This window comes from Halorarius halobius (genome assembly GCF_024298865.1).
Lineage (GTDB): Archaea > Halobacteriota > Halobacteria > Halobacteriales > Haloarculaceae > Halorarius > Halorarius halobius.
In genome coordinates, this window is record NZ_CP101161.1 from 1454477 (window position 1) to 1466716 (window position 12240).

General features: G+C 68.1%; 13 protein-coding genes. 7 read left to right on the top strand and 6 right to left on the bottom strand.

Annotation, left to right across the window (positions count from 1 at the left end):
* Positions 1 to 58: 58 nt before the first annotated feature.
* Both NL112_RS07710 and NL112_RS07715 read left to right on the top strand, forming a co-directional pair.
* Positions 59 to 1684 (top strand): acetate--CoA ligase, encoded by a 1626-nt coding sequence (locus NL112_RS07710; RefSeq protein ID WP_255152073.1) that lies wholly within the window; start codon positions 59 to 61, stop codon positions 1682 to 1684.
* Positions 1685 to 1756: 72 nt separating this feature from the next.
* Positions 1757 to 2728, top strand: coding sequence for an aldo/keto reductase (locus NL112_RS07715; RefSeq protein ID WP_255152074.1), 972 nt, complete (start codon positions 1757 to 1759; stop codon positions 2726 to 2728).
* Here NL112_RS07715 and NL112_RS07720 read toward each other — a convergent pair whose 3' ends face one another.
* Positions 2729 to 3148, bottom strand: a complete 420-nt coding sequence (locus NL112_RS07720; RefSeq protein WP_255152075.1) for a PaaI family thioesterase — start codon at positions 3146 to 3148, stop codon at positions 2729 to 2731.
* Between the two features lie 52 nt (positions 3149 to 3200).
* A complete protein-coding gene (locus tag NL112_RS07725; protein ID WP_255152076.1) occupies positions 3201 to 3683 on the bottom strand; it encodes a cupin domain-containing protein in 483 nt (160 codons plus the stop codon).
* A gap of 99 nt (positions 3684 to 3782) precedes the next feature.
* Here NL112_RS07725 and NL112_RS07730 point away from each other — a divergent pair, with 99 nt between their 5' ends.
* Entirely contained in the window at positions 3783 to 3995 is a 213-nt protein-coding gene (locus NL112_RS07730) for a hypothetical protein (RefSeq protein ID WP_255152077.1), read from the top strand.
* 28 nt (positions 3996 to 4023) lie between these two features.
* On the opposite strand, the gene NL112_RS07735 is transcribed toward NL112_RS07730, so the two are convergent.
* The gene (locus tag NL112_RS07735; protein WP_255152079.1) at positions 4024 to 5220 is read right to left on the bottom strand and encodes an iron-containing alcohol dehydrogenase family protein; all 1197 of its coding nucleotides are present in this window, start codon (positions 5218 to 5220) and stop codon (positions 4024 to 4026) included.
* A 392-nt stretch (positions 5221 to 5612) separates the two neighbouring features.
* Between NL112_RS07735 and NL112_RS07740 the strand changes: the two genes are divergently transcribed.
* Positions 5613 to 5873 (top strand): helix-turn-helix domain-containing protein, encoded by a 261-nt coding sequence (locus tag NL112_RS07740; protein WP_255152080.1) that lies wholly within the window; start codon positions 5613 to 5615, stop codon positions 5871 to 5873.
* A gap of 292 nt (positions 5874 to 6165) precedes the next feature.
* A complete protein-coding gene (locus NL112_RS07745; protein ID WP_255152082.1) occupies positions 6166 to 7290 on the top strand; it encodes an acyl-CoA dehydrogenase family protein in 1125 nt (374 codons plus the stop codon).
* Positions 7291 to 7691: 401 nt separating this feature from the next.
* Here the strand turns inward: NL112_RS07745 and NL112_RS07750 are convergent, their stop codons facing one another.
* Entirely contained in the window at positions 7692 to 8444 is a 753-nt protein-coding gene (locus NL112_RS07750) for an SDR family NAD(P)-dependent oxidoreductase (protein ID WP_255152084.1), read from the bottom strand.
* Positions 8445 to 8482: 38 nt separating this feature from the next.
* The gene (rdfA, locus tag NL112_RS07755) at positions 8483 to 9157 is read right to left on the bottom strand and encodes a rod-determining factor RdfA (protein ID WP_255152086.1); all 675 of its coding nucleotides are present in this window, start codon (positions 9155 to 9157) and stop codon (positions 8483 to 8485) included.
* A gap of 224 nt (positions 9158 to 9381) precedes the next feature.
* On the opposite strand from rdfA, the gene NL112_RS07760 reads away from it, so the two are divergent.
* Positions 9382 to 10365, top strand: a complete 984-nt coding sequence (locus NL112_RS07760) for an MBL fold metallo-hydrolase (RefSeq protein WP_255152087.1) — start codon at positions 9382 to 9384, stop codon at positions 10363 to 10365.
* Between the two features lie 53 nt (positions 10366 to 10418).
* Entirely contained in the window at positions 10419 to 11624 is a 1206-nt protein-coding gene (locus NL112_RS07765; RefSeq protein ID WP_255152088.1) for an acyl-CoA dehydrogenase family protein, read from the top strand.
* A gap of 1 nt (position 11625) precedes the next feature.
* Here NL112_RS07765 and NL112_RS07770 read toward each other — a convergent pair whose 3' ends face one another.
* Positions 11626 to 12174, bottom strand: a complete 549-nt coding sequence (locus tag NL112_RS07770; RefSeq protein ID WP_255152089.1) for a carboxymuconolactone decarboxylase family protein — start codon at positions 12172 to 12174, stop codon at positions 11626 to 11628.
* Positions 12175 to 12240: the final 66 nt, after the last annotated feature.

Consider the following 12240-nt stretch of genomic DNA (forward strand, 5'->3'; position numbering starts at 1 on the left):
GGCGAGCGCTTAAACGCATGGGGCAACGTTTATTCTCCAGTCTCGTCACCACCCGAGTATGCGAGTTCCGGAGATAGACCTCTCCCAGTACGACAGCTACGACGAGGCCGTATCCGAGTTCGAGTGGGACGTTCCCGAGACGTTCAACGCCGCCGAGGCGGTCTGTGGCCAGTGGGCGCGGGCCGACGACGGCAAGCGCCGCGTCGCGCTGTTCTACGAGGACGAGGACGGGAACCGCGAGACGTACACGTTCTGGCAGATACAGCGGGCGGCCAACCGGGTGTCGAACGCGCTGGAGTCGCTGGGCGTCGAGCAGGGCACCCGGGTCGGGGTCGTCCTCCCCCAGCGGCCGGAGACGCTGATAACCAACGTCGCTATCCTCCAGTGTGGCGGGGTGGTGGTGCCGCTGTCGCCAATGTACGGCGAGGACGGCCTCCGCTACCGGCTCGACCACTCCGGGACCGAGGTGGCGGTCGTCGGCTCCCAGCGGGCCGAAACGGTCGCGGCGCTCCGCGGTGAACTGGACGCGCTGGAGACGGTCGTGACGCTCGACGCCCCCGACGTCGACGGCGAGGCGTGGGGCGACGTCGTTCCGGATGCGGACCACCGCTACGAGACGGTCGCGACCGACGCCGAGGACTCGGCGTACATCATCTACACGTCGGGGACGACGGGCAAACCGAAGGGCGCCCACCACGCCCACCGGAACATCCTCGGCTACATCCCCGGCTGGCAGATGATAAACGACTTCCCCGGTGCGGGGGCGGTTCACTACACGCCCGCGGGCTGGTCGTGGGTCGGCGGCCTGTTCGCCGTCGTCTGGGGGGCGTGGTTCCACGGCCAGCCGGTCGTCGGCGCCGCCGGCGAGTTCGACCCCGAGCGCACCTACGAACTGTTCGAGCGGTACGGCATCACCAACCCCCTGCTGACGGCGACGATGATGCGGATGCTGAGCGAGGTCGACCACGAGAACTACGACCTCGACCTGGAGATGATACCCAGCGGCGGCGAGAAGGTGACGCCCGACCTCTACGAGTTCGTCGACCGCGAGTGGGACGCGACGCTGGAGGAGGTGTACGGGATGACGGAGTGCAACTTCGTCGTCGCCACCAACGCCGGGCTCGTCGAGCGCAACCTCGAGTCCTCGGGGAGACCCTGCCCCGGCCACACCGTCGAGATCATCGACGAGGAGACGGGCGAGCCGATGCCCGACGGCGAGATAGGTCACATCGCCGTCCGGCGGCCCGACCCGTCGATGCTCCTCGAATACTGGGACGACCCCGAGCGCACCGAGCAGTTGTTCGTCGACGACTGGATGAAGACCGGCGACGCCGGCTCCCGGGACGCCGACGGCTACATCTACTACGAGGGTCGGGCCGACGAGGTCATCATCGCCAGCGGCTACCGCGTCAGTCCGCTGGAGGTCGAGGAGTACATCCGCGAGGTCGAGGGCGTCGCCGACGCCGTCGTCGTCGGCGTCGACGACGAGACGCGCGGCAGTGTCGTGAAGGCGTACGTCAAACCCGACCCCGACGTCGAGGGCGACGACGACCTCGCGGAGGCGGTCCAGGACCACGTCCGCGAGCAGGCGGCCGCCTACAAGTATCCCCGGGAGGTGGCGTTCGTCGACGAGTTCCCGACCACCGTCTCCGGGAAAATCAAGCGCCACGAACTCGCGGAGTGAGCGGGCCGGACAGGCGACGCATTCGTGTGGCTCGCTAACACTTATGTGGGCAAGCCCCGATACAACGGGCGTATGGAGTACACCACTCTCGGGTCCACGGGGACCACGGTCAGCCGCATCTGTCTCGGCTGCATGAGCTTCGGGTCGAAAGACTGGCGCGGCTGGGTGCTCGAGGAAGAGGAGTCCCACGAGATAATCGAGCGGGCCATCGACCTGGGCATCAACTTCTTCGACACCGCGAACATGTACTCGTGGGGCGAAAGCGAGCGCATCCTCGGCGACGCGCTGGAGGGGCGTCGCGAGGAGAGCGTCGTCGCCTCGAAAGTGTACTTCCAGATACGCGAGGACGACCCCAACTCGGGTGGGCTCTCGCGGAAGACCATCGAGCAGGAACTCGACGCCTCGCTCGACCGACTGGGGATGGACACGCTCGACCTGCACCAGATTCACCGGTGGGACGAGGACACCCCCGTCCGCGAGACGATGCGTGCACTCGACGACGCCGTCCGCCGGGGGAAGACCCGATACATCGGCGCCTCCTCGATGTGGGCCCACCAGTTCGCCCGCATGCTCCGCGAGAGCGACGTCCACGACCTCGAACGGTTCGTCACCATGCAACCCCACTACAACCTCGTGTACCGGGAGCGCGAGCGGGACCTCCTGCCGATGTGCGAGGAGGAGGACATCGGCGTCATCCCGTGGTCGCCGCTGGCACGGGGCTACCTGACGCGGCCACACGAGGAGTTCGAGGCGAGCGACCGGCCGGAGTCGGACACGTGGATGCAACGGAACCCCTACGACGTGGGCGGGGGCCGCGAAATAAACGAGCGGGTCGAGGAACTGGCCGACCAGAAGGACGTCACGATGGCACAGATATCGCTCGCCTGGTTGCTCGACAAGGAGTTCGTGGACGCGCCCATCGTCGGCACGACGAGCGTCGAACATCTCGAGGACGCCGTCGAGGCGCTGGAGATAGACCTCTCGGACTCCGACGTGGAGTGGCTCGAGGAGCCGTACGAGCCGGTCGAGGCGGCCCGCTGGTAGCTACCGCCCTTCCCAGGGGGAGCCGGTCGTCATCTCGCCGGTCTTGAACACGGCGCGGGCGCTGGCGACGTCGTCGCCGTCGCTGTTCTCGACGAGCACGTCGGCGACGCCCGTGTCGGAGCCGACGCGGAGCACCTCCCCGACTGCCCGCAGGTCGCTCGTGGCCGGCCGCAGGTAGTCGATGCGCATGTCGACGGTCGGGATGTGCGACTCGACTTCCGTGACGAGCGCCAGCCCCCCCGCGAAGTCCGCGAGTGTGAACACGACGCCACCCTGTGCGACCAGTCGGTCCTCCATCGAGGAGTGCGTCTGCTGGTCCAGTTCGAGGGTGACGACGGCGCGGCCGTCGGCGGCCGACTCCACCTCGATGCCGAGGGTCCGGTGGAACGGTCCGAGATACCGCTCGCTGTCGAACGACATGGCCGCCCTGAGGACCGGCGGCTATTAAAGGCGGGCGATGGAGGAAGCGGCGTCAGTCCGGCCCCGCGGTGAACCGGTCGGTGACGGTGCCGCAGTCGGCACAGCTGACCACCGCCACGCCGTCCTCCATCGCGAGGTCGCGTTCCGTCTCCGTTCCGCAGTCCGGACAGTGCTCGACGATAGTGGCGTGGTCCTCGGCCTTCGGTGCGCCGACCGCGAGGAACCGCGCGGGCGTGTCGCTCGTCGCGCGGCCCTTCTGTGGGGCACCCGGCGGGACGAAGAACACCTCGCCGGCGCCGACGGCGAACTCGCCGTCGGGCGTCTCGAACGTCAACTCGCCGTCGAGGACGTAGAACAACTCCTCGTGGTCCGGGTGGTGGTGGTAGCCCATCGACGCCTGCTGGCCGGGGGCGGCGGTGTAGAGGTTCAGCCCGAACGCGGTCGCACCGACGGCCTCGTCGATTTCCTTCTTGCCGTCCGTGGGGCTCGGCGCATCCGGCAGTGACGACACCTCGAGTGTGGTGTACTCTGGCATACACACGGCGATGCGCTCCCGCGACGTAAACACGTTCCGCCCGCTGTGGACGTTCCGCTACCGACGCGTATTAGTGCTCGTTCCGTGATATCACGCACCATGACCCGGGAGACAGCAGTTACCGACGTCTACCGCGCGACGGCCGAGGGGGTGCCGTCGGACGCGACGGTGCGCCACTACGACGAACTTCCCACGCCACTGAAGGAGCGGCTTCCGTCGCTCGTCGACGACGCCGCCGCCTGCGAGCAGGTGCCGGAGACCGAGGGGACGTTCGTGAAGTTCACCGACTACTACTACCTGCGGTGCGAGTGAGGACGGTCTCGGGGGTAAAGCGGCCGGCTCACCAGGCGTCCCGTAGCGTCGCCTCTATCTCATCGACCGACGGGTCGAACGACGGCGGCCCGATTTCGAGGAACTCGTCGTCGGCGACGCGCCGGGCGGCCGCCGGGAGGCCGTCCTCGCTGGTGCCCTCGACGTCGCGGAGCCGGCTGGGGAGCCCCAGCCCGTCCCGGACGGTCTCGACGCTCTCGACGACCGCCGCCGCGGGGTCGTCGGGGTCGGGGTCGGTCACCAGCCCCTCCGCCAGCACCTCGGGGCGGCCGCCGCCCTCCGCGAAGATGAGCCGGAGGGCGTGGGGAACGACGACGGCGTGGGCGACGCCCTGCTGGATGCCGAACTCGTTGCGGAGCGCGTGGCCGAACGCGTGGACGACGTTTATCTTGTAGGCGTCGGGTACCGACACGCCGTACTGGACGAGCACCGTCCCGAGGACGGCCCGCTCCATCACGGCCGGGTCGACGCCGTCACGCAGTTTCGGGAGCGACGAGCGGAGATACCTGAGCCCACGGACGGCGGTCGAATCGACGACGGGGTTCGAAAACCGGGAGTAGACCGCCTCGACGCCCTTGTCGAACCCGTTGATGGCCGACCCCGTCAGCACGTCGACGGGCGTAGCGTCGAACAGGTCGGGGTCGTACACCAGCGCCTCCGGCATCAGCGACTCGTCGGAGATGATGACCTCCACGGGGCCGTCGTCGCTGGCGGCGACGAGCCCCGCCGCGACCGAGAGGTCCGCGCCCGCGAGCGTCGTCGGCACCGACACCATCGGAAGCAGGTCGTCGGGAGCCGCGACCGACAGCGTCCCGTCGGCGATGACCTCGCGGCGCGCTTCCTCGAGCGTGTAGTCCGTGTTCGCCAGCGCGGCGATACCCGTCGCCACGTCGAGGCTACTGCCGCCGCCGACACCGATGACGGCGTCGGCCTCGAGTGCGGTGGCCCGCTCGATGCCGTCGAAGACGGTCTCGAGCCGCTTTTCGGGCGTCGTCTCGTCGAACACGCCGGCGATTCGGTCGTCAGCGCCGGCCAGTAGCGGCCCCATCACCGCGTCGTTCGCGCCGACGTTGCGGCCCGTGACGACGAGCGCCCGGTCGCACCCGTGGTCGTCCAGTGCTGTGGCCACGTCGTCGATGCTCCCGCGGCCGAAGTGGACGGTTCCCGGTCGGTAGCCGTGGACGAACGTGGGGGTCGCAAGCGACATGCGAGGAACCGTCGTCGCTGTCTCGCATAAGCGTTTGGTCGCAAGCGATGGCCGAACCCAAACACTGTAGGTGATAGACACATGGGGTTGAACTGCCGGGAATCAACTGCTGGCCGCGACGACCACCCCAAGCGTGGTCGCTGACATCCCATGGTGGGGACGCGCTCCCGGTGTATCACCCCTCACGGCAGTCGGGGCCAGCAGTTGCGCGCTCCCCGTCGTGCCGCTCGATGCGCCGGACTGCAGTACGTTTATGCGACTGTATCACGTGGACCCGGCTACCGGAGCAGAACTACGATGCCAGCCTCACCAGGACGTTCGCCACGCCACGCAGTTGGACGTGTTGCCCCGTTCGTCAAGCGACCGGTCAGTCGGCCACGGAGGGCCGGCCGATGAGCGACACCTCGTACTCGGTGACGTCGCTCGACCCGGCCGACCTGGCGGACCTGCCGCCGAGCGCCAAACTGGTCGCCACGACGCTCGACCACGAGGGCGAACTCACGCAGACGCAACTCGCCGACAAGACGCGGCTGTCGGTGCGGACGGTCCGGACCGCCCTCCGACGCCTCGAGGACCGTGACGTCGTCACCTCACGCCCCTCGGTCCGGGATGCGCGCCACCGGCTCTACTCGCTTGCGGGGCCGTCGGACTGACACCGTCGGGTTCCGGTGTACCCTGTATTTATTAGCACCTGTCACTACCTCCCGCACGCCGGAGCGGCGTCGGCTCCAGGAAATCCATGGTAGGCCTGTTACTGTCCTGTCGGTCGGCGCCCGCTCCGTCGATTGCACGACCCTGACCGTCTCGGCGCCCGGTCCCGTCGGGCCGCCGAGATGTATCCACCGCCCGCGGCATCCCGTCTGGCATCGCCGCGGCGGCCATCCGTTCCCCCGTGAGCCGTCACCCCGGGTGACGACTAAGTAGGCGGTGTGCGAACTCCGACCGATGCTATCGCTGACGGACGAACAGGAGATGGTCCTTGCGTCGCTCGAGGATATCGCTACACGCGAGTTCGCCGACCGCGCGTTCGAATGGGGCGGGGAACCGCCGCTGGCGAACGTCGAACTGCTCGCAAACGAGGGGTTTCTCGGGCTCAACATCGACGAAGCGTACGGGGGCGGCGGGATGTCGGAGCTGACGGCGATGCTCGCGGTCGAGGCGGTGGGCCGGGTCTGCCCGGACACGGCCGAGTACCTCTACAACCAACAGCTCGTCGGCCCCCGCGCTATCGAGATGTTCGGCTCGGAGGCCGCGAAACAGCGGTATCTACCGCCCGTCACGTCGGGCGAGGGGTTCGTCGCCGTCGCCATCTCGGAGCCGGAAGCGGGCTCGGACATCAAGAGCATGCGGACGACCGTCGAGGACCTGGTGTTGAACGGCGAGAAGATATGGGTGAGCAACGTCCCCCACGCGACGGCGCTGGTGGTGTGGGTGCGGTTCGACGACGGGTTCGGCTCGGTCGTCGTCGACCTCGACTGGGACGGGGTCTCCGTCCAGCAACATTACACGAACATGCACGGCGGCACCCAGAGTCAGCTCCGGTTCGAGGACGTCGAGATACCGGAGGCGAACGTGCTCACCCGGGGTGACGACGCCTTCCTCGACCAGTTGAAGGCGCTCAACTGGGAGCGACTCGGGAGCGCGACGCTCGCGAACGCCCTGGCGGGCAACGCCCTCGACAAGGCGCTCGCCTACGCCCAACAGCGCGAGCAGTTCGACCAGCCAATCGCCGACTTCCAGGGTATCGAGTGGAAGCTCGCGGACATGGTCACGCGGCTCGAAGCCGCCCGGACGCTGACGTACCGCGCGGCGCTCGATGCCGACGACCGGGATGGCGTCCCCGACCGACTGCACACGTCGCTGGCGAAGCTGTACGCCTCCGAGAGCGCCGAACGCGTCGTCAGCGAGGCGCTCCAGATACACGGCGCCAACGGCTATCAGCAGGGCCACCCGCTGGAGTACCTCCACCGGATGGTCCGTGGCCGGCGGCTCGCGGCCGGCACCGACGAGATACAGAAGAACCAGATCGCCGCCGAACTGAAGAAGCGCGGCCTCCCGGAGCTGGTCTGAGCCGCCGTCCACCTCGCGTCGCTACGCCACTCCGTAGCCGGTGGCTCCGGGATTCGATACAGTACTAGTTGGAATACTGACGGCACGAAGTTTCGTTCGGAAATAGCCGACGTACCACTTTGACCGTACGCTATATCTCCGAACACCGAACGTGTTTCACGCAAATATGGTACTTGAACTTCGTATGGGCAGTTATATAGGCGTCATCGCGTGTCGTTCCAACTGTATGTAACGATAGCCGGCTCGACCGGCGTCGATACGAGAACTGTCGCCATATTCGACCGACAACACGCGGATATGCGAACAGTTACCACAATTCATGTAACGCGTGTAACTATCAATAATAATTTATTATTTCTGTGAACTGTGAACCGAGTTCCAGTTAGCAACGTCACCGACGGTCAGACGGTCGTGTAACCGCCGTCGACGGCGACGTTCTGGCCGGTGACGAAACTCGCCGCGTCGCTGGCGAGGAAGGCGATGACGTCGGCCACCTCACCGGGGGTACCCACGCGATTCATCGGCGTCTTGGTCTCCGCGAACGAGCGGGTGCCGTCGTGGGTGTCCTCGCGGAACAGCGCGGTCTCGACGAACCCCGGCGAGACGGCGTTCGCGCGGATGTCGTCGTCGGCGTAGTCGCGTGCGATAGAGCGGGTCAACGCGATGACGCCGCCCTTCGCGGCGCTGTAGGCGAACGCATTCGGGCCGCCCACGACGCCGAACACGCTCCCGACGTTGACGATGGCGCCGCCGCCGTCCGCGAGCATCGCCTCGACGCCGGCGAGACAGCCGTGGTAGACGCCGGTGAGGTCCGTCTCGACCACGCGCGTCCAGTTCTCGGCGTCGGTCTCGGTCAGTGCGTACGACTCCGCGAGCCCGGCGTTGTTGACGACGCAGTCGAGCCCGCCGAACTCGCCGGCCGCGTCGACGGCCGCCCTCACGTCCGCGAGGTCCGTCACGTCGCAGTTGACGAACGTCGCCTGCCCGCCCTCGTCGCGGATGCGGTCGACCGTCGGGGCGCCGTCGTCGCGGGGCTCCGGCTGGAGGTCCGCGTTCACCACCGCCGCACCCGCGTCGGCCAGCGCCAGCGCGGTCGCACGTCCGAGTCCGGAGCTTGCTCCGGTCACAAGCGCCGTCGTGTCGTCGAGCTCCATGCCCCTACACCGCGGACCAGCAGGAAAACAGTTGCCCCCTACTGCTTGCAGTCACAGCCGCGGTTCTCGAGGAAGTCGCTCGCCTCGTAGGTGCTGCCACAGTCCATGCAGGTGAACGTGACCCCGACGTACACGTGGAACTCGTCGACGTCGAGCGCGCCCTTGTCGCGGAGGCGCTCGACGGTGTCCTCGGCGACGGCGGAGGTCCGGTTGCGGAGCGACTGGATGCGGTCGTCGCTCATCTCGATGCGGTGGCGCATGTCCGACCGCTCGGTCGCGCTCCCGCGCTCGGCCTGCAGACACTGCCGCAGGTGCCGGTAGATGGTCTGGTGGGAGACGAAATCGTCGTCGACCGCCTCGATGTCGACACCCTCGCGTTCGAGGCGGTTGACCGCCCGGATGCGGTCGCTACGCGACACCGACTCCTCGGTGAGTAGCCGGTACAGGTTCGTCGTCTCGCCGTCGATGGGGTTCATCCCCGCTTCCAGCATCGCGCTCCGCAACACCCGCTCGTTGAACTCCGTCGCCAGTTCCCGCAGGCTGTCGGGGTCCTCGGGTCGCACCCAGCGGTCCTCGAGTTCCCGGTGGATGCCCTCCAGCCCGTACTTTCCGGCGATGCGGTCGACCTTGCAGCTACAGTCGACGCTCTCGGCTCCGTCGGCGTCCGTGCCCTCGGCCTCCTCCGACGGCGGCGCGTCGTCACTCTCGGCCATCAGTACCCACCTCCACAGCGTCGGCTCCCGGTGCCGGCAATCCCGGCGGGGCAGGCACGCTCGCTCGGGAACCGCCCGTTGTCATGTGGCTCAATTCCGACTTGACCGAGTTAACACTTCTGTCTGTGTACGTTCCGGCCGCTATGGCGGTGAACACACCACCGGCGCGTCCAGTGTTGCCGGGGACGAATGGCTTTTCATCGCGACCGGACGACGGACACGGCATGGAGCGAATCGTCCTGGGTAACCAGGTGTTCGAGGGGCGCAACAACGCCTACCTGTTCACCGACGGGCCGGTGACGCTCGTCGACACCGGCATCGACGCCGCCGCCGTTCGGGAGGACCTGGCGTCGGCGCTCGCCGCCGAGGGGCTGGAGTTCGCCGACGTCGAGCGGCTGTTCGTGACCCACTACCACCCCGACCACGCGGGGCTGGCGGGCTACGTCCAGCAGGCGAGCGACGCGACGGTGTACGTCCACGAGGCGGACGCGCCGCTGGTCGCCGGCGACGACGCCGAGTGGGACGCGATAGAGCGACGGCGCCGCGAGTTGTACGACGAGTGGGGGATGCCCGCCGACAAACAGCGCGAACTGATGACGTTCTTCGAGGACGGCCCGGAGCTGTTCGGCGACCCCGCGGACGTCGAGCCCATCGCCGACGGCGACGAGTTCACCGTCGATGGCGAGCGGATGCGCGTGATTCACGCGCCGGGCCACGCCGCGGGGCTCGTCTGCTTCGCGTTCGAGGAGCGGGGCGAGATACTGACCGGCGACGCGCTGTTGCCCGTCTACACGCCGAACGTCGGCGGCGCGGACGTCCGGGTCGACCGCCCGCTCGAGCGCTATCTCGACACGCTCGAACGGCTCGCCCAGCGGGACGACGCGCTCGCGTTCCCGGGCCACCGCGACCCCATCGAGGACCCCGCGGGGCGGGCCCGCGAGATACTCGACCACCACGAGGAGCGGGCCTTTCGCGTGCTGTCCATCCTTCGGGAGCACGGCCCCGCGGACGCGTGGACGGTCAGCGACCACCTGTTCGGCGACCTCTCGGAGGTCCACATCCTCCACGGGCCGGGCGAGGCGACGGCCCACCTCGACCACCTCGCGCGGGCCGGCGCCCTCGACCGGACCGACGAGGGGTTCGCGCTCGCGTCCGGCGTCGCGGACGCGCTCGATGCCCGTTCCGACGAGCGCTGGCGACTCACCTGAGCCGTCCGGCCACGAGAAACGCTTTTAGGCGTACCGGGCGAACGTCTCGCACTATGACGACGTTTCTTGGGACCGATTTCGACCTCTCCGAGAGTCAGCGGCTGGTCCAGGAGAGCATCCGCGAAATCTGCGACGGCTACGACCACGCCTACTGGCGCCGGAAGTCGGAGAACCGGGAGTACCCCCACGAGTTCGTCGACGAACTGCTCGACAACGGCTGGCTGGGGGCGCTCGTTCCGGAGGCGTACGGCGGCGCGGGGATGGGCACCAGCGAGGCCGTCGTGATGATGGAGGAGATAGCCGCCAACGGCGGCGGGTTCAGCGCCGCCCAGGCGGTCCACGGCGGCACCTACAACATCCTCCCCATCGTCCGCTACGGGAGCGAGGCGCTGAAAGAGGAGATACTGCCCAGCGTCGCGGCCGGCGACATCTCCGTGCAGGCGTTCTGTCTCACCGAACCGCGGTCGGGGTCGGAGTCGACGGCCATCGAGACCCGCGCGGTCCGTGACGGCGACGAGTACGTCATCACGGGCGAGAAAATCTGGGCCTCGCGGGTCGACGTCAGCGACTACGCCATCGTCGCCACCCGCACCACGCCCGTCGAGGAGGTCGACCACAAGTCGGAGGGGCTGTCGCTGTTCCTCGTCGACCTCGACGACGCGGCGACGCAGGGCGCGATGGCGTTCGAGGAGATTCCGAAGGCCGCAAACGAGTTCATCCACTCTTATCGCATCGAGTTCGACGGCGTCCGGGTGCCGGCACGCTACCTCATCGGCGACGAGGGCGACGGCTTCTATCAGGCGCTCGACTCGCTGAACGAGGACCGCCTCGTCACCGCCGCCGAGTGCGTCGGTCTCGGCGAACTCGCCATCGAGCGGGCCGTCGACTACGCCTCCGAACGCTCCGTGTTCGGCCAGCCCATCGGCGCGAATCAGGCCGTCCAGCACCCGCTGGCGGAGGCGTACGCGAAGGTGCTGGGCGCGAAGTCGCTCACGCTCGACGCCGCCGAACACCTCGACGAGCGCGGGCAGAAGGAGGTGGGCGCCCGCGCGAACATCGCCAAGTATCTCGCGAGCGAGGCCTGCTTCGAGGCGGCCGACGCCGCGGTCCAGACCCACGGCGGGTTCGGCGTCGCCAAGGAGTACGACGTCGAGCGCTACTTCCGGGAGGCGCGGCTCACCCGCCTCGTCCCCATCACGCAGGAACTCGTGTTGAACTACGTCGGCGAGAAGGTGCTCGAACTCCCGCGGTCGTACTGACTCACAGCGCCGCGTCCTCGGGCTCCCAGCCGATGAACGCGTCGGCCTCCAGCGGCAGTTCGAACGCGAACCCGATGTGGGTCACGGCGACGTAGTGGCCCGCCAACAGCGCGACGCCGGCCACCGTCTCCGTACCGACCTCCGATTCGAGCGCGTCGTGGATTCCGTCGGTAACCGCCCGACGAGCGAACGCGTGGCCGTACTCCGCGAACGCCCGGTCCCGCGGGTCGTCGATGTCGTCGAACGCCTCGCGGCCGACGGCCCGTATCAGGTCGCCCTCGACGCCCTCGCCGTGGGCCAGCGGCGCGTGGATGTTCCACTCGTAGCGGGACTCGAGCGCCCGGATGACGCCGAGCACGACGAGTTCGCGCTCCCGGTCGGCGAACCCGCCCTCCTCCCAGAGGACGGTGCCGTGTTTCATGTACGACTTCAGCCCCGCCGGGTGGTTCGCCATCGACCGGTAGAGGTTGATGTCGCCCCGCTCGTCGCCCAGCAGGTACGCGTAATCGTCGGACAGGTCGGCCTGGTCGAGAAGTGGCACGCGTGCCATACCGTATCCCCCGTCCGGGTGGGCAAAAAGCTATCTCCGGCGGTGACTCGTGCCATGGTCCGCCTG

What these genes read in the sequence shown, in the direction of transcription:
- NL112_RS07710 (WP_255152073.1), top strand. Translation starts at nt 59, where the DNA reads ATGCGAGTTCCGGAGATAGACCTCTCCCAGTACGACAGCTACGACGAG.
- NL112_RS07715 (WP_255152074.1), top strand. Translation starts at nt 1,757, where the DNA reads ATGGAGTACACCACTCTCGGGTCCACGGGGACCACGGTCAGCCGCATC.
- NL112_RS07720 (WP_255152075.1), bottom strand. Translation starts at nt 3,148, where the DNA reads ATGTCGTTCGACAGCGAGCGGTATCTCGGACCGTTCCACCGGACCCTC.
- NL112_RS07725 (WP_255152076.1), bottom strand. Translation starts at nt 3,683, where the DNA reads ATGCCAGAGTACACCACACTCGAGGTGTCGTCACTGCCGGATGCGCCG.
- NL112_RS07730 (WP_255152077.1), top strand. Translation starts at nt 3,783, where the DNA reads ATGACCCGGGAGACAGCAGTTACCGACGTCTACCGCGCGACGGCCGAG.
- NL112_RS07735 (WP_255152079.1), bottom strand. Translation starts at nt 5,220, where the DNA reads ATGTCGCTTGCGACCCCCACGTTCGTCCACGGCTACCGACCGGGAACC.
- NL112_RS07740 (WP_255152080.1), top strand. Translation starts at nt 5,613, where the DNA reads ATGAGCGACACCTCGTACTCGGTGACGTCGCTCGACCCGGCCGACCTG.
- NL112_RS07745 (WP_255152082.1), top strand. Translation starts at nt 6,166, where the DNA reads ATGCTATCGCTGACGGACGAACAGGAGATGGTCCTTGCGTCGCTCGAG.
- NL112_RS07750 (WP_255152084.1), bottom strand. Translation starts at nt 8,444, where the DNA reads ATGGAGCTCGACGACACGACGGCGCTTGTGACCGGAGCAAGCTCCGGA.
- rdfA (WP_255152086.1), bottom strand. Translation starts at nt 9,157, where the DNA reads ATGGCCGAGAGTGACGACGCGCCGCCGTCGGAGGAGGCCGAGGGCACG.
- NL112_RS07760 (WP_255152087.1), top strand. Translation starts at nt 9,382, where the DNA reads ATGGAGCGAATCGTCCTGGGTAACCAGGTGTTCGAGGGGCGCAACAAC.
- NL112_RS07765 (WP_255152088.1), top strand. Translation starts at nt 10,419, where the DNA reads ATGACGACGTTTCTTGGGACCGATTTCGACCTCTCCGAGAGTCAGCGG.
- NL112_RS07770 (WP_255152089.1), bottom strand. Translation starts at nt 12,174, where the DNA reads ATGGCACGCGTGCCACTTCTCGACCAGGCCGACCTGTCCGACGATTAC.